The sequence below is a fragment of the Arthrobacter sp. Y3225116 genome (assembly GCF_059091245.1).
Window position 1 is genome coordinate 32,864 of sequence record NZ_JBNHGL010000006.1, and the last position, 18,308, is coordinate 51,171.

At 65.9% G+C, this 18,308-nt stretch carries 16 protein-coding genes and 2 pseudogenes; 11 read left to right on the top strand and 7 right to left on the bottom strand.

Translation table 11 applies throughout. The features are described from left to right. Window positions 1-419: 419 nt before the first annotated feature. A complete protein-coding gene (locus AC5RV2_RS01565; RefSeq protein ID WP_494090865.1) occupies window positions 420-896 on the top strand; it encodes a MarR family winged helix-turn-helix transcriptional regulator in 477 nt (158 codons plus the stop codon). 97 nt (window positions 897-993) lie between these two features. Continuing rightward, on the top strand, window positions 994-2,403 hold the full coding sequence (gene mtr, locus AC5RV2_RS01570) for a mycothione reductase (protein WP_494090866.1): 1,410 nt from the start codon (window positions 994-996) through the stop codon (window positions 2,401-2,403). Window positions 2,404-2,752: 349 nt separating this feature from the next. Here the strand turns inward: mtr and AC5RV2_RS01575 are convergent, their stop codons facing one another. After that, window positions 2,753-3,667, bottom strand: coding sequence for a LysR substrate-binding domain-containing protein (locus tag AC5RV2_RS01575; protein ID WP_494090867.1), 915 nt, complete (start codon window positions 3,665-3,667; stop codon window positions 2,753-2,755). Between the two features lie 103 nt (window positions 3,668-3,770). On the opposite strand from AC5RV2_RS01575, the gene AC5RV2_RS01580 reads away from it, so the two are divergent. From AC5RV2_RS01580 to AC5RV2_RS01595, 4 genes are all read left to right on the top strand, one after another. Continuing rightward, the gene (locus tag AC5RV2_RS01580) at window positions 3,771-5,090 is read left to right on the top strand and encodes a cytochrome P450 (RefSeq protein WP_494090868.1); all 1,320 of its coding nucleotides are present in this window, start codon (window positions 3,771-3,773) and stop codon (window positions 5,088-5,090) included. Window positions 5,091-5,104: 14 nt separating this feature from the next. Next, the gene (locus tag AC5RV2_RS01585; RefSeq protein WP_494090869.1) at window positions 5,105-5,431 is read left to right on the top strand and encodes a 2Fe-2S iron-sulfur cluster-binding protein; all 327 of its coding nucleotides are present in this window, start codon (window positions 5,105-5,107) and stop codon (window positions 5,429-5,431) included. A gap of 8 nt (window positions 5,432-5,439) precedes the next feature. Then, entirely contained in the window at window positions 5,440-6,714 is a 1,275-nt protein-coding gene (locus AC5RV2_RS01590; RefSeq protein ID WP_494090870.1) for an NAD(P)/FAD-dependent oxidoreductase, read from the top strand. 98 nt (window positions 6,715-6,812) lie between these two features. Further along, complete coding sequence (locus tag AC5RV2_RS01595; protein ID WP_494090871.1) at window positions 6,813-8,207, top strand: MFS transporter; 1,395 nt, start codon at window positions 6,813-6,815, stop codon at window positions 8,205-8,207. Window positions 8,208-8,323: 116 nt separating this feature from the next. Here AC5RV2_RS01595 and AC5RV2_RS01600 read toward each other — a convergent pair whose 3' ends face one another. Further along, window positions 8,324-8,731 (bottom strand): XRE family transcriptional regulator, encoded by a 408-nt coding sequence (locus tag AC5RV2_RS01600; protein WP_494090872.1) that lies wholly within the window; start codon window positions 8,729-8,731, stop codon window positions 8,324-8,326. 56 nt (window positions 8,732-8,787) lie between these two features. Here AC5RV2_RS01600 and AC5RV2_RS01605 point away from each other — a divergent pair, with 56 nt between their 5' ends. Together AC5RV2_RS01605 and AC5RV2_RS01610 are read left to right on the top strand one after the other, a co-directional pair. Beyond that, window positions 8,788-9,300 (top strand): hypothetical protein, encoded by a 513-nt coding sequence (locus AC5RV2_RS01605; RefSeq protein ID WP_494090873.1) that lies wholly within the window; start codon window positions 8,788-8,790, stop codon window positions 9,298-9,300. A gap of 48 nt (window positions 9,301-9,348) precedes the next feature. Then, window positions 9,349-9,678, top strand: a complete 330-nt coding sequence (locus AC5RV2_RS01610) for a hypothetical protein (protein ID WP_494090874.1) — start codon at window positions 9,349-9,351, stop codon at window positions 9,676-9,678. A gap of 66 nt (window positions 9,679-9,744) precedes the next feature. Here AC5RV2_RS01610 and AC5RV2_RS01615 read toward each other — a convergent pair whose 3' ends face one another. The 4 genes from AC5RV2_RS01615 to cycA form a co-directional block, all read right to left on the bottom strand. Continuing rightward, on the bottom strand, window positions 9,745-10,767 hold the full coding sequence (locus tag AC5RV2_RS01615) for a 1-aminocyclopropane-1-carboxylate deaminase (protein ID WP_494090875.1): 1,023 nt from the start codon (window positions 10,765-10,767) through the stop codon (window positions 9,745-9,747). A 19-nt stretch (window positions 10,768-10,786) separates the two neighbouring features. Beyond that, entirely contained in the window at window positions 10,787-11,233 is a 447-nt protein-coding gene (locus AC5RV2_RS01620; RefSeq protein ID WP_494075849.1) for a VOC family protein, read from the bottom strand. Window positions 11,234-11,414: 181 nt separating this feature from the next. Further along, the gene (locus AC5RV2_RS01625) at window positions 11,415-12,368 is read right to left on the bottom strand and encodes an acyl-CoA thioesterase (RefSeq protein WP_494090876.1); all 954 of its coding nucleotides are present in this window, start codon (window positions 12,366-12,368) and stop codon (window positions 11,415-11,417) included. A gap of 167 nt (window positions 12,369-12,535) precedes the next feature. Next, window positions 12,536-13,993, bottom strand: a complete 1,458-nt coding sequence (gene cycA, locus AC5RV2_RS01630) for a D-serine/D-alanine/glycine transporter (protein WP_494090877.1) — start codon at window positions 13,991-13,993, stop codon at window positions 12,536-12,538. A gap of 526 nt (window positions 13,994-14,519) precedes the next feature. Here cycA and AC5RV2_RS01635 point away from each other — a divergent pair. Further along, window positions 14,520-15,044 (top strand): annotated as a pseudogene (locus AC5RV2_RS01635) (vWA domain-containing protein); the annotation flags it as partial. 1,004 nt (window positions 15,045-16,048) lie between these two features. Here AC5RV2_RS01635 and AC5RV2_RS01640 read toward each other — a convergent pair. Next, window positions 16,049-16,651 (bottom strand): annotated as a pseudogene (locus AC5RV2_RS01640) (DsbA family oxidoreductase); the annotation flags it as partial. Between the two features lie 183 nt (window positions 16,652-16,834). Between AC5RV2_RS01640 and AC5RV2_RS01645 the strand changes: the two are divergent. Together AC5RV2_RS01645 and AC5RV2_RS01650 are read left to right on the top strand one after the other, a co-directional pair. Further along, on the top strand, window positions 16,835-17,488 hold the full coding sequence (locus tag AC5RV2_RS01645) for a GDSL-type esterase/lipase family protein (RefSeq protein WP_494090878.1): 654 nt from the start codon (window positions 16,835-16,837) through the stop codon (window positions 17,486-17,488). 10 nt (window positions 17,489-17,498) lie between these two features. Then, window positions 17,499-18,308 (top strand): DEAD/DEAH box helicase (locus AC5RV2_RS01650; protein WP_494090879.1); only part of this gene is annotated, 810 nt, incomplete at its 3' end.

Genomic DNA, 18,308 nt, shown 5'->3' on the forward strand with positions numbered 1-18,308 from the left:
GACCGCGTCCCGGCCCGGATTAGTTACAGGAAGTCTAGGCAAACATGATTCACGTCACATCGGTAGATGTGCGTATTTCCGGCGTCTTGGCCGCAATGGAAGGGACGCAGCCCACGCACTGCCCCAACAACCGTCGACGCTGACCGGGGAACGATCTCGTCGATGCCGCCGCCGAACACGTACACGTCGGCGTCCTTCGCCTCCTGTACCACCGCGTGCGCCGCATCCTACGCCGTCAACAGCTCCTCTTCGGAGTCGAGGCTGCACTCGGAAACGAGATCAAGTCCTTCGTCATCGCGTCGGGAGTAGAACGCCTGCAGATCGACCTTGACCTTGACGACGCGCCTTCTCGACCTAGATCGTCTGAGACCAGATCATCTGCAATTGGACTATCTGGGGTCCGTCGATACGATGGGAGCATGTTGTCCAACGTTGATCTCGAAACGCCGTCACTCAAGCCGTGTGCGACGGTGGACAGCCCTTTCACCAGCGACCTGACCTGGCTGATGCATCGTGCGGTCGGAGTGCTGACCGGGAACTTCGACGCTGCTTGCCGGGACAACGGTTTACACGACATGCGTGACACGCTGGTGCTGGCGGTGGCCGGAGATGGCACGCCGCGCACCCAGATCGAGATCGCCACCACGCTCGGTCTCGACAAGTCCACGCTGATGTCGATTATCGACCGGCTCGAAAAGCAAGGCTACGTGGTGCGGGACGCCGATCCGACGAACCGGCGCATTCGCATTCCACGCACCACCGACGAAGGCCAGGCGGTGCTGAATCGCACCCTTGCGGCACGCGATCAGGTAGTCGAGCAGACGCTCGCCGACTTCGGCGAGGACGACGTCCGGCAACTGCGCACCCTCCTGTGGAAGATCGCCACCGCCAAATAACCCGACCCCGCCTCTCCAGCCGGTTGCCTCCCGCTGCCCGGCCCGCCCCTTTCCGCGCCCCGCGCACCCCAAAACGAACCCCTAGTGAGGACTTGCCATGGAAACCCCTGCCAGCGATATCGCCGTCGATGCGCACTACGACCTGATCATCATCGGCACCGGATCCGGAAACTCCATCCCCGGGCCGGAGTTCGAGGACAAATCGATCGCGATCATCGAAAAGGGAACCTTCGGCGGCACCTGCCTCAATGTCGGCTGCATCCCCACGAAGATGTACGTCTATGCAGCCGACGCCGCGTTGGAGACCGCCCAGTCCGGGCGGCTGGGCGTGAATGCCCAGGTCAACTCCGTGGACTGGTCTGAAATGGTCACCCGCATCTTCGAAAACCGCATCGACCCAATCGCCGGCGGGGGTGAAGAGTACCGCCGCGGTCCGCAGACTCCCAACATCGACGTCTACGACCATCATGCTGTCTTCGTCGGCGAACGCACGCTGAGTACAGGCCAAGGCCAGCAGCAGAAGATCATCTCCGGCGACCAGATCGTCATCGCCGCCGGCTCCCGTCCCTTCATTCCCAACTCCATCGCTGCCTCCGGAGTGCGGTACTACACCAACGAGGACATCATGCGCCTGCCGGAGCAGCCAAAGTCCATGGTGATCATCGGTGGAGGCTACATTGCCATGGAATTTGCCCATGTCTTCGAGGCCCTCGGCACCGAGGTAACGATCATCTCTCGCTCTTCGCTGCTGCGTAGCCTGGACGCCGAGCTGGGCGAGCAGTTCAACGCTATCGCCGCCCAGCGATACCAACTCCTGTCCGGCCGGACCGCCATCGGCGCCGAGGAGACCACCGAGGGCGTGACCGTCAGGCTCGACGACGGCACCTCCGTCACCGCGGAAGTGCTGCTGGTGGCCACCGGCCGCGTGCCCAACGGTGACCAACTGGACCTGGCCTCTGCCGGGATCGAAATGACCGCCGACGGACGTGTCCGCGTCGACGAGTACGGTCGTTCGACCACCGCCCAGGGGGTCTGGGCCCTTGGCGATGTCTCCTCGCCCTACATGCTCAAGCACGTGGCCAACGCGGAGATGCGCGCCGTGCGCCACAACCTGCTCCACCCGGACAATCTGCGAAAGATGCCGCACGACCACGTTCCGGCTGCCACCTTCACCCACCCGCAGGTCGCCACGGTCGGGCTGACCGAGGACCAGGCGCGAGAACAGGGCCACAACCTGATGGTCAAGGTGCAGAAGTACGGGGATGTCGCCTACGGCTGGGCCATGGAAGACACCACTGGAATCTGCAAACTGATTGCGGATCGCGATACCGGGAAACTGCTCGGTGCGCACTACATGGGCCCGCAAGCCTCCACCCTGATCCAGCAGATGATCACCGTCCTCGCCTTTGACCTGGACATCCGCGAATTCGCGACCAAGCAGTACTGGATTCACCCGGCGCTGCCCGAGGTCACCGAGAACGCGCTACTCGGCCTTGAGTTCAATTAGAACGAAGGAACGCTTTCCTCGTGGGTGCGGCTCTACCTCAAGAGCCGCACCCGGCATTGTTCGTTGCATCTTCTGGGGCCAAACGCCTCGCCGGGACCTGCAGATCGAAATCGACCAGTTCCTGCAGGACAGTTCGAGTTCTGATCCCGAGGTTAACGCGTTCCCTATCCCCCGCCTCTGGCTGGGGATGACGCGGCCATCCCGCCGTGCGGAGCCGTCTCAGGTTGTCGCGGTTCGTGTCGGCATTGAAGCACGGCCTCCTTCCTGATGATGCGAACCATGCAGACAGAGCGCTACTGCACCTTCCCGCAGGGCTGGGCACCGCCGTCGTTATTTCCAGCCCCGAGGGTCAGACCGTTTCGATCCCTTCCAGCACTTCGGTGGCGTAATCCATGACCGCCCGTGCGCGCGCGCTGAGGGCGACGCCGTCGGGCCATACGGCCACGACGGAAGTGATCCCTGCCCTGGGACGTAATGGCCTGGAGACTATAGGCAGCCCCTCTGTAGTCACGGGGATCTGGTTGGGCCGTGACATCAACAAGCTGTAGCCAAGCCCCCGGCCCACCAAGGCGCGGACCAGGTCAATCTGCGGCACGCGCGCCGCATATGTGGGAGTGAGTCCACGTTCGTCGAACATCAGCTGGGTGTAGCCGGTGCTGGGCTGCGATTCAAGCATGATCAGCGGTTCAGGAGCGAGCTCCGCAAGATCGACGTCCGGATTCTTAGCCAGCGGGTGCGACTCGGCGAGTATGGCCATCACTTCTGTCTTGTAGATCTCCTGCCGCTGCAATCTTGCCGGCATTCCGATCTCGTAGACGATGGCCGCATCCAAGGCCCCTGTCTCCAGCTTCGGCAACAGGTCCCTGTGGTCGCCTACTGTGATGCTGATGTCCACGCCAGGGTGCAACTTGCCAAAGCCTTCCATAACCGATGGCAGTACGTTGCTGGCGAGCCCGATGTAGCAGCCCAGTGCAACCGGTCCCCTCAGTTCCCCGCCGACGCCGGCGAGCTCACTGACCAGCCCGTCGGTTTCCTTCACGATGGTGCGGGCCCTGGCGGCAAGATATTGGCCCGCCTGCGTCAACCGCATACCTCGGGCTTTCCTGCGGACACACAGCTGCTCCCCTACTGCCGCCTCCAATTCGCTCAGCGCATGGGAGAGGGCAGACTCGGAAATGTGCAGCGCCGCCGCGGCAGAGCTCAACGTGTCATGGTCCGGAAGGGCAGCGAAGAGTTCAAGCTGCCGCAAGGTGAACTTTGGCATCTAATCCCAAGCAATCGAAGAAGTTATGCGAATATCCACAGTTTACTAGGGGAAGTGACACGGGCGACACTAGTCACAAGACGTAGTTCAAACAGGAGGACAAATGTCTACCGCCCTCGAAGGCCGATGCCCCTTTGGCTATGGAACAGATTCCGAAAGTACTCCCGCCTCCGCGCTCCGGGAATCCCCGAATGCCCGAAAGGCTGCCGTTGCAACAACCTCCGTTGCCGGCGCCGTCCCGGACACTTCCTACCCGGTAGCCGAATGGGTTGACCCGGCGAAGATGATGTCCGACCCGTATCCGACCTACGAGCGGTTGCGGCAGGAGTCCCCGGTCGCCTGGGTCCCGGCGATCAAGAAGTTCCTCGTCACCAACTACGAGGGCTGCCACGCCGTCGAGATGGACCAGGAGATCTTCAGCGCCAACGTCAGCGGCGCCGCAATGAACCGGGCGCTGGGCGCACAGCCGATGCTGCGCAAGGATGACCCGGAGCACGCCGCCGACCGCGCCCCGATTAATCCGGTGCTGCGCCCGAAGAACATCAAGCAGGTCTGGGCGCCGATCTTCGAACAGAACGCGCGCACCTACCTGGACGTTCTGGAGGACAAGGGGCCCGAGCACGCCGACCTCAACCGGGACTACGCGGCACCGGTGGCCTCGCAGAACCTGATCGACCTGCTGGGTCTCAAGGACGTCGGCGTCGAGCAGATGCGCCGCTGGTCCCATGACTTCATCGCCGGTTCCGGAAACGTCCTGGACGATCCGGCTATTTGGGACCGCTGCGATGCATCACAGGCCGAACTGGATGCCATCCTCGACGAACTCATCCCGTTCTACCAGCAGCATCCCAACGCGTCGATGACCTCGGCCCTGGCCAACAGCGGCCTTCCGTTCGACAACGTGGCCGCCAACGTCAAACTCACTATCTCCGGCGGAATGAACGAGCCGCAACACATGGTGACCAATATCGTGTGGGCACTGAGCCAGCACCCCGACCAGCTCGAGAAAGTGCTCCAGAATGACGCACTGTGGCCGGCCTTGTTCGACGAGACCGTGCGGTGGCAGTCCCCGATTGGGATGTACCCGCGGGAGACGACGCGGGAAACCACACTGGAAGGTGTCAACCTGCCTGCCGGTGCGGGACTGGGCGTGGTGGTGGCATCAGCCAACCGTGATGTGGCGCATTTCGGCCCCACAGCCGATGAATTCGATATCTTCCGGCCGAAGACATCCCACTTGGCCTTCGGCAGCGGCGTCCACCTGTGCGCCGGACACTGGGCCGCGAAAACTTCCATCGGCCAAATCGCTGTCCCCTTGGCGTATCAGCGCTTCCCCGGGCTGCGCACCGACGAGACCCGGACCGAGACTTGGGACGGCTGGGTCTTCCGCGGCATCACCAGTCTTCCCGTCACCTGGAATTAGAAAGTAGAAGAACCATGGCAAAGATCAGTTTCCACCATTCCGACGGCAACGTTGACGTCCTGGACGTAGACCCCGGTACGTCCCTGATGCGGGCAGCCGTCACCAATGGCGTCTCCGGCATAGTCGGCGAGTGCGGCGGCCAGGCGATGTGCGCCACCTGCCATGTCTACGTCCGGCCCGAGTACCTCGACGGGCTGCCGGAGATCAGCGAAGACGAGGAAGAGATGCTGGACTGCACCGCCGGCCCCCGCGACGAGGTCCGCAGCCGGCTGGGCTGCCAGATTAAGGCCGGCGAGGACTTCGACAGCATCGAGGTCGACGTCCCCGAAGACCAGGTCTAGGGCAAGCCATGAGCACGTTCGGGAACATCGTCATTGTTGGCAACGGCCAGGCCGGCATCCAGCTGGTGGATTCACTGCGCAAGGAAGGCTACACCGGCGCCATCACGCTGCTCGGCGAGGAACCGCACCACCCGTACCAGCGCCCACCGCTGTCCAAGGAGTACCTCGCCGTGGGCAAGGACCCGGTTCCGCTGCCGCTGCGCCCGGAAAAGTTCTTCACCACGCACGACGTCGATGCCCGCCTCGGCGTGCACGTCACCTCCATCGACCGCGCCGCCAAGACTGTCACCCTCGACGACGGCACCACTCTGGCCTATTCGAAGCTGGTGCTGGCCACCGGTGCCGCCAACCGCGAACTCTCCGTGCCCGGCGCCGGGCTGGCCGGGATCCACGGCCTGCGCACCCTCACCGACGCCCAAGCCCTGCATGCCCGCCTCGACGCGGTGCGCTCCGTCGTCGTCATCGGCGCCGGGTTCATCGGCCTGGAGTTCGCCGCCGCCGCACGCGCCCGCGGCCTGGACGTCACCGTGCTCGAATACGCCGACCGGCCGATGGGCCGCGCCCTGAGCCTGGTGATGAGCGGCTTCTTCGCCGACGCCCACCAACGTCTCGGCGTGAGGCTGCGTTTGGGTGAAGGCATCGCCTCCTTCGACGGAGACAACACCGGGCACGTCACCGCCGCCGTCAGCACCACCGGCGAACGCTACCGCGCCGACCTGGTCCTTGTCGGTGTCGGCGTCATCCCGCGCACCGAACTCGCGTCTGCCGCCGGCCTCGAGGTCGAGAACGGCATCGTGGTGGACGGCAGCCTGCGTACGTCCGACCCGGACATCTACGCGCTCGGCGACTGCGCGTCCTTCCCGAACGCCCATGCCGGGGCCCGCACCCGGCTTGAATCCGTGCAGAACGCCACCGACCAGGCCCGCCACGCCGCCGCCGCCATCCTCCGCACCGGGTATGGCTCCGGCACCGGCGGCGAACCCGGCGGCTACGCAGACCTGCCCTGGTTCTGGTCCAACCAAGGCCACCTGCGCCTGCAGATCGCCGGCCTGGCAGCCCCCGGCGACCAGACCGTGCTCCGCGGGAACCCGGCGGAGGAGAAGTTCTCCGTGTTCTGCTTCCGCAACGGAGTGCTGGCCGCCGTCGAATCCGTCAACCAGCCCGCCGACCACATGGCCGCCCGCCGCCTCCTCGCGGCCGGCCGCACCCTCACCCCCGAACAAGCCGCCGACCCCGACTTCGACCTCAAAACCTACTCCAAACAACAACCCGCCACCGTTTAGCACGGCCCTCGGGAGCATCACCATCTAACGCCAAAACCTTAACCCGTTCGCATGCCGGCCCAAACCGACACCACATGTGATTATCAAAGGTGAGATCCATGAGCACTGCTTCTCTCAGGCATTCGTCCGCCGCGAACCAACGCCGCGTCGCGTTTGCCACGATCATCGGCACCACCATCGAGTGGTACGACTTCTTCATTTACGCCACCGCCGCCGGTTTGGTCTTCGCGCACCTGTTCTTCGAGCCGGCGGGTGAATCCATCGGCCTTCTGCTCGCCTTCGCGTCCGTTGGCATCAGCTTCCTGTTCCGGCCGCTGGGTGCATTCCTGGCCGGCCACTACGGCGACAAGCTTGGCCGCCGCGCCATGCTGGTAATCACCCTGATCCTGATGGGCGTGGCAACCACGCTGATCGGCTTACTGCCGACCTATGAGACCGCAGGGGTCCTGGCACCGGTCCTGCTGCTCTTGCTGCGCATCCTGCAGGGCATTTCCGCCGGCGGCGAGTGGGGCGGCGCCGTGCTGATGGCCGTGGAGCATGCGCCCCGCGACCGCCGCGGCCGTGCCGGTTCCTTCCCGCAGCTGGGTGTGCCGCTGGGCATGCTGCTGGCCTCCGGCGTCACCACTCTGATGACCGGGGTCATCGCCCCCGGTGATGCCTTCCTCGAGTGGGGCTGGCGCATCCCGTTCCTGCTGAGCGTGGTGCTGATCCTGGTCGGCTACCTGGTCCGCCGCTCCGTGGACGAATCTCCGGTGTTCAAGGAGATCGCAGCCAAGAAGCAGCAGACCAAGGTTCCCGTTGTCGAGCTGTTCCGCAAGCACTGGCTGCTGGTCATTCTGGCTGCCCTTGTTTTCGCCGGCAACAACGCCGCAGGCTACATGGCCACCGGCGGGTTCATCCCCAGTTACGCCACCTCTGACGCAGTGGGCTTGGAACGTACCGATGTACTACTGGCCGTCACGTTTGCCTCGGCCATGTGGTTCATCTTCACCGCCTTGGCCGGCGTCCTGGCCGACAAGATTGGCCGCAAGCGCACGTACCTTATCGGGTTCGGCGCCCAGTTGCTGACCGTATTCCCGCTGTTCTGGCTGATCGACACCGGCTCGCTGGGCATGCTCTACCTGGCTCTCGGCCTGTTCACCATCGGTCTCGGCCTCGGCTACGGGCCGCAGGCTGCCTGGTACAGCGAGATTTTCCCGGCCTCGGTGCGCTACTCGGGTGTCTCCATCGCCTACGCACTGGGCGCGATCCTCGGCGGCGCCTTCGCCCCGACCATCGCCCAGGCACTGATCAACGCCACCGGGACCAGCAGCTCGGTCTCGGCGTACCTCTTCGGCATGACGATCATCTCCATCATCGCCGTGCTGATCCTGCGCGACCGCCCTGGCATCGACCTCTCGATCAACAACCAGGCCGAGCAGGAAGTCGGCGCCACCGTCTTCGACAAGCGTCGCGGCGTCTCCACGGACAAAGCTGTGAAGGCAAGCGTCTGAGTCAACCCGTGGGTTGTTGCACCTAACTCCATAGGACCTGTTGCGGGTGTCCGGGCGGAATCATCCGGCCGGACACCCGCAACAGCATCTACCTCGTCTTCGTCGGGAGGAGCGTTCTAGATGTCGTCGCCGTGAGCCGATCCGCCTTCGCCTTCCCAGGTTTCCAAACGCGCGACCTTAGAAGCGTTGAACTTCCGGCGCACTCCGTAGCCGCCATGGTCGTCGTCCTCGATGAAGACGACGCCAAACTGCTCCAAGGCACGGCGCAATTGCCAGTTCTGCTCCGGAGTCAGCGCCTGGTTGCCCTTCTCGAAATCGCGCACCTGTTTCTTGTCCAGACCGGCTGCCTTGCCGATCACCTTGGACGAGACCTGAGTCAGTGCGCGGGCCGCGCGTGCAAGATCTGAAGGAATGATCATCGATGACTTACTCATGGCTTGATCATCCCAGTCTTTGAGAAAAGGTGCAGCAGCCGTTTCGACTTTCTGCCACGCCTCCTCCAGTGCGAGAAAAGATACGGGCACGTAATTCGCTTGTTGTCCTCAGCCACATTGACCGATGCATGCCCTAGGTTGGAGCCATGATCGCGCTGCAAGCTCCAGATCCGCTCGAGGTTGTGGTCCGCAACGACGCCCCTGATGCCTGGGACGTTCTCGCCTCCCTCGGTCCGTTGGCGATTCTGGTCGCCGCGTTGATAGCCGCCTACATCGGCTGGCGCAGCATGCGGGCGCAGGCCGAGGCAGATCGCCGTGCCCAGTGGTGGGCGCGCGCGGAGTGGGCGTTGGAAGCCTCAATGTCACCCAGCATGGACCGCAAAGTCGTCGGGCTCGGCGTGTTGGCGCTTCTCGCCGAAAGCCATCTGGCCGGCGAGGAAGAGGCGCGGATTCTTCAGGTCGCCGCGACTGACAATTTGGCTCAACAGGTCACGGCTCTTGAGGATGTGGAGATCGAGCCGCGCTCCCCTATGGCTACTGAGAATTCCCGGCAGGACAACGTCAGAGTCCAAGCGGCCAAGCTGCGGGTAGTTACGGACAAAAAGCAAGGACACGAGACACCCGAGTGGATCGTAAAGCTGGCTCAAACTTCGACTTAATCCACCGCCATGGCACAATGACGGCAGACTAAGCCCGGAGGAAAATGCATGACAACCCACGATCAAACCGCGCCAGAAACGCAGCAAAAGCCGAAAAGCTACGTGGAGTGGAAGTTCGCCAGCGGCGGCAAAGTCTTCCGCGATCTGCTTGGGATTGGCTTTCTTTTTCTGTTCATCACCCTTTTCAATATTGCGGGGAACGGGTTTTGGATGAACCTTGGCGGTGCCATCCTCATCGGCTTGGCCCTGGATGCCGTCGAGTACCAGCACGAAGTACACCGAAGGCCCGCCGGCCGGAAAGCCGTCGTGCTGTGGCAGGTGCTCGCCGCGCTTGCCGTGACCATTCTGTACATCAGCGTGATCCAGCTGGCGCGCTAACGATCCGCTGCCAGCCCGGGACCCACTTAACGGCGGCGCTCAGGCGAGCGCCGCCGTCGTTGTTTCCTAGCTTCGGAAGAGGCCGCTGTAGGCGTTGAGGGCCGGCTGGCCGCCGAGGTGGGCGTAGAGCACGGTGCTCTCGGCCGGGATCTGCTTGGTGCTGACCAGGTCGATTAGGGCGGCCATGGATTTTCCTTCGTAGACCGGGTCGGTGATCATGGCCTCGAGCGAGGCGCTCAGGCCCATGGCTTCCAGCGTGGAATCGACCGGGATGCCGTAGAGGTCGCCGGCCCAGCCCTCGAGCACCGTGATCTCGTCGTCGTGCAGTTCCCGCTCGAGCCCGATCAGCTGGGCGGTGTTGCGGGCGATGCGGCCGACCTGGTCGCGGGTCTTGGACAGGGTGGCGGAGGCGTCGATGCCGAGCACGCGGCGCGGCCGGCCGCCGGCGTCCTGCAGGGCGGCGAACCCGGCGATCATGCCGGCGTGGGTGGAGCCGGTGACGGTGCAGACCACGATGGTGTCGAAGAAGACCCCGAGTTCCTTCTCCTGCTGCTGCACCTCGTACGCCCAGTTGGCGAATCCCAGCCCGCCGAGCTTGTGCTCGGAGGCGCCGGCCGGGATGGGATAGGGCTTGCCGCCGGCCGCCTCGACCTCGGCGATGGCGTTCTGCCAGGAGTCGCGGATGCCGATGTCGAAGCCGGCCGGGTCGAGCCGCACGTCCGCGCCCATCAGCCGGGAGAGCAGGATGTTGCCGACGCGGTCGGTGAGCGGGTCGGGCCAGTCCACCCAGTTCTCCTGCACCAGCAGCGCCTTGAGGCCGAGGCTCGCGGCCACCGCCGCCACTTGCCGGGTGTGGTTGGACTGGAAGCCGCCGATGGACACGATGGTGTCCGCACCCTCCGCGAGGATGTCCGGGACGATGTACTCGAGCTTGCGGGTCTTGTTGCCGCCGTAGGCCAGGCCGGAATTCACATCCTCCCGCTTAGCCCAGAGCTGCGCGCCGCCCAAATGCTTGCTGAGCCGGGGCAGATGGTGGACCGGGCTGGGGCCGAAGGTGAGCGGGTAGCGGTCGAACTCCGTGATGGCCATGGGTCCTCGTTCGGCCGGGTTACGGCTGCTGCGCCGAGCCGGCGTTTTCCGGGGCGGTGATGTTGACCATCCAGTTCACGCCGAAGCGGTCAGTGAGCTGCCCGAAGTAGTCTCCCCACGGGGCCTGCTCGAGCGGCTGGTTGACGGTCGCGCCGTCGCTCAGGCCCTCCCAGTAGCTCCGCAGCTTGGCGTCCTCGCCCGGGTCTTCGCCGCTGGAGCTGAGGCAGATGTAGCCGTTGGGCGAGGACTGCATCTCCGGGGGCACGTCCGAGGCCATCAGCAGGAAGCCGCGGTCGACGAACACCGACGAGTGCATGATGTTCGCGCCGGTCTCGGGGTTGTCGTCCCCCATTCCCTCGGCGTAGGTCATCTTGCTCACCTCACCGCCGAACACGGAATGATAGAACTCGATCGCCTCCGCGGCGTTGCCGCTGAACTGCAGGTAGGGGTTCAGGTCCAGTGCCATGGGTCTGCCTTCCGTAGTGGATGCGGCGCGGTTCCGTGCCGCGTTCATTCTTGCGCCTTCAACGGCGCGCGGGAAGGGTCGGCGGGCCACGGCTGCACCTGCCCGTCAGGTGGAACGTCCAACCTGGGCGTGCCCCGGTGCTTCCGCACCCTGTGCCGGAAAGTGGGGCCCGTAGTACGGGTCAGTAGGTCCGCTCGACGCCGAACTCCAGCGGCGGCAGCGCGGCGCGCCGCCGCACCAGGTCCTGCGCGTGGGCGGCCAGCCACCGGTCTTCGTCGGAACGCAGCACCAGTTGCGGAACCTTGGCGGCGTGCCCGGCGTCGTCCCTGGTGACGAAGATGGTCATGCACTGCGTGGTGTCCCGCCAGTCGCCGCCGCGCGGGTCGCGGGCCCAAACGTGGACGGCGATGTGCATGGAGTGCGGCCCGGTGTGGATCATCCGCGCGGAGAGTTCCACCAGGTCCCCGATGTGGACCGGGTTCAGGAAGTGGATGCCGCCGGAGTAGACCGCCACGGCGTCGGCGCCGCACCAGCCCATGGCGCAGGCCCGGGCCACCTCGTCGATCCAGCGCATCACGATCCCGCCGTGGGCGTGGCCGCCCCAGTTCACGTCGGTGGGGGCCGCCAGGAAGCGGAAGCGTTCGGTGGGCGTGGTGCCCGCCTCCGTGTATTCCTGGGCGCTCATCACCTCACGGATCTCACGCCGGGCCTCCAGCCGGCCGGCGACCCCGCGCGCCAGCCGCTCCGACGCCTCGTCGGTCGGCGCCCACTTCGGAACGGGCCGGGGCCGCCGCTGCTCGTCCATGGCGACGAACACCAGGATGCAGTCCATGGCGGGGCGGAACTGCCGCTCGCGGACATCAGCGGCGTCGACGGTGACGACCACCTGCATGCTGGAACGGCCGGTGTGCGCGATGCGGGCGCTGACCTCGATCAGGTCGCCGTTGCGGATCGGCCGGGTGAAGTGCACATTGCCGACATACGCGGTGACGCAGTAACCGCCCGAATACCCGACGGCGCACGCGTACCCGGCCTTGTCGATCCACTCGAGGACCCTCCCGGCCTGCACCGTGGTCCCGTCGGCTGCTACGTCCGTGGGCGCGGCGAGGAAGCGCAGCGTGATCGAATCTTCCATGGCGCCCATCGTAGTCGCGCGGTGGCGGGCCGCGGGGCTGGGGCCGCGAGGGAGGGACGGGGCGGAGCAGAGGGATGGCGGGCCCAGAAAGGACGCCCAACGGAAAACGTCCGCTCCCCGGAGATCCCGGGGAGCGGACGTTTCGGTGTAGCCGGCAGCCGGTTCGGCTAGCGTCGGCCGGCCAGGGCGTCCTCGCGCCCGGCGAGGGTCGCCTTTTCCTCGGCGACCTTCGCGTCGTGGGCGGCGCGGATGGCGGTGTGCTCCGGGTTGCGGCGCAGCAGCAGGTAGCCGACGCCGAGCGCGACGAACCAGACCGGGGTGAACAGCAGGGCAGCCAGCGTGTCCGGCTGGGTGGTCAGCGCCCAGAGGATGAAGGCGAAGAAGGCCATGACCACGTAGGGCATGAACGAACCCCCCGGCATCTTGAACTTGCTGGCCTCGTGCAGCTGCGGCCGGCGGCGGCGGTACACGATGTAGCTCACCAGGATGATGGTCCAGACGAACATGAAGCAGAGCGCCGAGACCGTGGTGACCATGGTAAACGCCTCGGAAACGCTGCCCTCCGCATAGAGCAGGACCACGCCGGCGAGCAGGAACATGCAGGAGAACAGCAGCGCGCTGCGCGGCACTCCGCGGCTCGAGAGCTTGCCGAAGCGCTTCGGGGCATCGCCCTCCAGCGAGAGACCGTAGATCATGCGCGACGTCGAGTAGATCCCCGAGTTCGCCGACGACGTCGCCGAGGTGAGGACCACGAAGTTCACGACGCCGGCCGCGCCGACGAGGCCGGCGAGCGCGAACATGCCCACGAATGGGGATTCGTCGGCGTTAAACCCGGTCCACGGCTGGACGGCCATCAGGATGATCAGGGCGCCTACGTAGAAAATCAGGATGCGGATCGGGATGGAGTTCACCGCCCGCGGCAGGTTCTTTTCCGGGTCCTTGGTCTCGGCGGCGGTGGTGCCGACCAGCTCGATTCCGACGAACGCGAACACTGCGATCTGGAACCCGGCCACGAAGCCCATGAAGCCGGTGGGGAACATTCCGCCGTGCTCCCACAGGTTCCCGAAGGAGGCGCGGACGCCGTCGTGCTCGAAGTTGGTGATGATCATGACCAGCCCGACGACGATCAGGGCCACGATGGCGATGATCTTGATCAGCGCGAACCAGAATTCGGTCTCCCCGAAGGCCCGCACGGTAGGCAGGTTCAGCGCGAGCAGCAGCAGGATGCAGGCGAGCGCCGGGATCCACAGCGGCAGGTCCGGCCACCAGAACGCCACATAATGGGCGATCGCGACGACGTCGGCGATGCCGGTGACCACCCAGCAGAACCAATACGTCCAGCCGGTGAAGAACGCCGCCCACGGTCCCAGGATGTCGCCGGCGAAGTCGCCGAAGTTCTTGTACTCGGTGTTGCTCAGCAGCAGCTCACCCATCGCCCGCATGACGAAGAAGAGCATGAAGCCGATGATCATGTAGACGAAGATGACCGACGGGCCGGCGACGGAAATCGTCTTGCCCGAGCCCATGAAAAGCCCGGTGCCGATCGCACCGCCGATGGCGATCAACTGGATGTGTCGGTTGGATAAAGACCGCTGGAGGTGCGGTTCGGTGCTGGTGGCGCTCACTAGGTTCCTTACGGGTGGGACTGTGTAGCTGCGGGAGGTTCCGTTCAAACCGGTCCGACGCAGGCTCCATTGCCCATCCGGCCAGACCGAGAGCAGGCCACCCGCCGCTCAGCCCGGAGGGGCCGACTGGGTGACCTACGCCACGAAAACCTATCCGCCGCGACTCGCGTGGGTCAAATCGAGAACAATCGGGAACATCGTCCCGGCCTGCCCGCGAAGAATCCCGCGGTGAACAGGGGCCGGCATTCCGCCTGCCGGCCGGTGTGCCGCGCTCTGCCGGATATAGTCGGGACGAAATAACGTTTCATCGAGAAAGTCGGTGTCGATTATGAGTGCGAGCGTCGGGCTCTTGAAGGGCGCGCTGGGAGTGGTTGCCGCGCTGGCCATGTTCCTGCCGCAGCAGGTGCCCGCTTCGCAGGTGCCGGCTTCGCAGGCTCCAGCTTCGCAGGTGCCGCAGCAGGTGCCGGCTTCGCAGGTGTCCGTCCCGCAGGCACCCGCCGCAGGATCCGAAGAGGCCGTGCCGGTGATGCTGATCCTGGACGCTTCCGGCTCCATGCTCAATCCCGACGCCGATGCCAGGGGCACGCTGCGGATGGACGCCGCCAAGGCCGCCGCCTCGGAGCTCGTGGAGACCCTGCCGGCGGGATCGCAGCTGGGCCTCATGGTCTACGGCACCAACACGGACAGCTCCCCGGAGGCCCGGGCCGAGGGCTGCAAGGATGTGAGCGTGCTGTCCAAACTGGGCACCGCAGATCCCGGAAAACTTCTGGATCAAATCGACTCGATCAAGGCCGCCGGCTACACCCCGGTGGGCGAGGCGCTGCGCCGGGCCGCCGCGGAACTCCCCGACGACGGGCCCCGCAGCATCGTGCTGGTGTCCGACGGCATCGACACCTGCTCGCCGCCGCCGCCGTGCGAGGTGGCGAAGGATCTGGCCAAGGACGGCGTGGACCTGGCCATGCACACCATCGGGTTCAAGGTGGACGCGCAGGCGCGCAAGGAGCTCGAATGCATCGCCAAGGCTTCCGGCGGCACCTACGCCGACGCGGACAACGCGGACACGCTGCGCGAGCAGATGGTGATCAAGACCGTCCGCGCCCTGAATCCCTACGACTTCGCCGGCATCCCGGTGACCGGCGGGAAGAGTGCGGCCGGCGCGGCGGACGTGTCCACCGGCCAGTATCTGGACACCTTCGCCACCGGCAGCAAGAGAACTTACGACGGCGGCACGCGCAAGTTCTACAAAGTGCACCTGGATGACGGCGAGCGCCTGCACGTCAGTGCCTCCCTGGTGATGCCGATCCGGGCCGGCAGCATGTCCACGTACAGCAGTCTGGAGCTGGAGGTGCTCGGCCCGGACGGGCAGGAATGCCTGACCCCGGTGCGCGAAGCCCGCGACGAGGCCCGGCTCTCCGACGGCCCGGTCACCGCGGTGCTGTCCACTCCTGCTATGGGCAGCGGCGACAAGGAGTGCCTGGAGCCCGCCGACGGCGGCGACCTGGTGGTCAGCGTGACCCGCAGCGGTCCGGGCTGGCGGGACGACGCGTTGCCCCTGGAGCTGCTCTTCCTGACCGAGCCAGAGGCCGACACAGCCGGTTTGCCCGAAGCCTACGACTCGGTGACCACGCTCGACCTGCTGAAACCGGGCACCAAGCCGCGGGAGACCACCCCCGGCAACAGCTTCAACTCCGCCCCCGAGCTGGCAGCGGGCAGCTACACGGCCACCCTCATCCCCGGCGAGGTGCACTTCTACAGGGTGCCGGTGGACTACGGGCAGCAGCTGCGCGCCGTCGCAAAACTCGGCGACTACGAGAGGGACATCTACAATCCGTCCTACCTGCAGGTGGGCGTTGCCAACCCGCTGCGGCAGCCGGTGACCATCACCGACGGCACCTCCACCGGCGCCTACGGCATGACCTCCATGGCAGACCCCGGGACCACCGTCGCCGCGAACTTCGCGTCGCCGGTGCGCTACCGCAACGCCGCCGAGGGCACGCACGACGTCCGCACCCTCTACCTTGCCGGTGACTACTACCTCCAGGTGGCCGTGGACCCGCTGTACTTCGAGGACGCCAAGGAAACGGAGATCCCGTACTTGCGGTCCAGCACGAAGAACGGCACCCCGTTCACGCCGAGCGCGCGGGCCTCAGCGATGTCGGCCTGTACCTCCGCGGCAAAGCGGTCGCCCGCCAGCGTTTCGCGGATCTCGGCTTCGGGAAGACCCAGTTCGACGCCGATGCCCACCAGGTACTCGGCGTCGCCAATGTCTTTGCCCTGCTCGAAATGGCCGGACAGCAGGGCGTCCTTGGCCCCGTCCATCACGCCGTGCTCTTTGGCCAGGTGCAGGAAGCGGTGGGCGGTGAAGCTGTTGGCCACCACCACGGAGTCGAAGTCGTAGTTCAGGCCCTCGCCTTCGGCCTGCGCCGTGACGTGGGCGAACATCTGCTTGACCTGGTCCTGGGGCATGCCCTTGATCCGGGACAGGTATTCGGTCTCGGTGCCGTCATAGTGTTCCGGCAGCGTGGGGTCCAGCTGGTAGCTGCGCCACTCGACGTCGATCTGGTCCCTGTGTTCGAAGCCCTCGAGGGCCGTTTCAAAGCGGCGCTTGCCGATGAAGCACCAGGGGCAGGCAATGTCGGACCAGATCTCAATCTTCATGGACACGTCAACAAAGAGCGCGGGCCGGCTATTCCGCGCGGTCCAGTAGAGCGGCTATTTCCGCGAGCGAATGGAACGAGCGCCCCTTCGGCTGAAGCCCAACGGGGATAAGGTGTGCTCACCGGCCCGAGTACCCGCCCGCCGGCCCGAAAAGCCTCACCGACCCCGGTTCAGGAGGGCGACATGGCACCTGACGCACCCGGCAACACCGGCCACGTCGTGCTGCTCGGCGACTCGGTGTTCGACAACGCTGCCTACGTTGCCGGCGGCCCCGACGTCGTGACGCACCTTAGGGGGCTGCTGCCGCGCGGGTGGCAGGCCACGCTCCTGGCTCTCGATGGCGCCGTCATCAGCGGGGTCGCCGGCCAGCTCCGCTCCCTCCCGCGGGACGCCACACACCTGGTGATCAGCGTCGGCGGGAACGACGCCCTGGGCTTCGCCTACCTGCTCAATGAACCGACCGTGTGGGCGGCCGAAGCCCTGGCCATGTTCGCCGATGCCCAGGATAAGTTCGGCGCCGGCTATGCCGCGATGCTGGATGCAGTCGCGGCGACCGGACTGCCGACGGCGGCCTGCACCATCTACGACACCCCGCCCTCCGGCCCCGACCAGCGGATCATCCGGTCGGCCGCCGCCCTGTTCAACGACCACATCACCCGGGCCGTCTTCGCCCGCGGGCTGGCGCTGGTGGACCTGAGGCTCATCTGCCCCGAAGACGACGACTACGCCAACCCGATCGAGCCTTCCGTCCAGGGCGGCCGCAAGATCGCGCACGCCATCAGCGCCTACCTGTTCCCCGGGCAGGCCGCGCCCCGCTCCCTGGTCATCGGCGCCTGAGCGCGGGAAGATGCCGGACAGCGAACGCCCTGCCGCCGGAACGGCCGGCGGCGGCTGGCTCCAAGATTTCCGGGACCGGCTGGGCTTCGAGCTGGACCCGTTCCAGGAAGAGGCCTGCGCCGCGCTGGAGGCCGGGCGCGGGGTGCTCGTCGCGGCCCCCACCGGGGCCGGCAAAACGGTTGTGGGGGACTTCGCCGCCTTCCTCGCCGCCGCCCAGGGCACCAGGACGTTCTACACCACGCCCCTCAAGGCGCTGAGCAACCAGAAGTTCGCCGACCTCTCGGCGGCCTACGGCAGCCACCGGGTCGGACTGCTCACGGGAGACAGCAGCGTCAACCCGGACGCCGACGTCGTCGTCATGACCACCGAGGTGCTGCGCAACATGCTCTACACAGGATCCCCGGGTCTGGACCGCCTCGCCTACGTGGTGATGGACGAGGTGCATTACCTGGCGGACCGCAGCAGGGGAGCCGCGTGGGAGGAGGTCATCATCCAACTCCCCGGGAAGGTGCGGCTCGCCAGCCTCAGCGCCACCATCTCTAACGCCGAAGAGTTCGGGGCTTGGCTGAAAGCCGTCCGCGGCGACACCGCCGTGGTGGTGTCCGAGCACCGTCCGGTGCCCCTGTTCCAACGCGTCATGGCCGGAAACCAACTGTTCGACCTGTTCGCGGAGCCCGTCGCCTTCGACGAGCTCGACCCGCAATCGTCGGCGGTGCTGAACGAGCATCCGCTCAACCCGCATCTGCTGGCGCTGTCCGACGCGGCTTCGCTGGCCCGCCCCACCGCCGGCGGCGAGCAGGAGCGCGGCCGGACCCGGCAG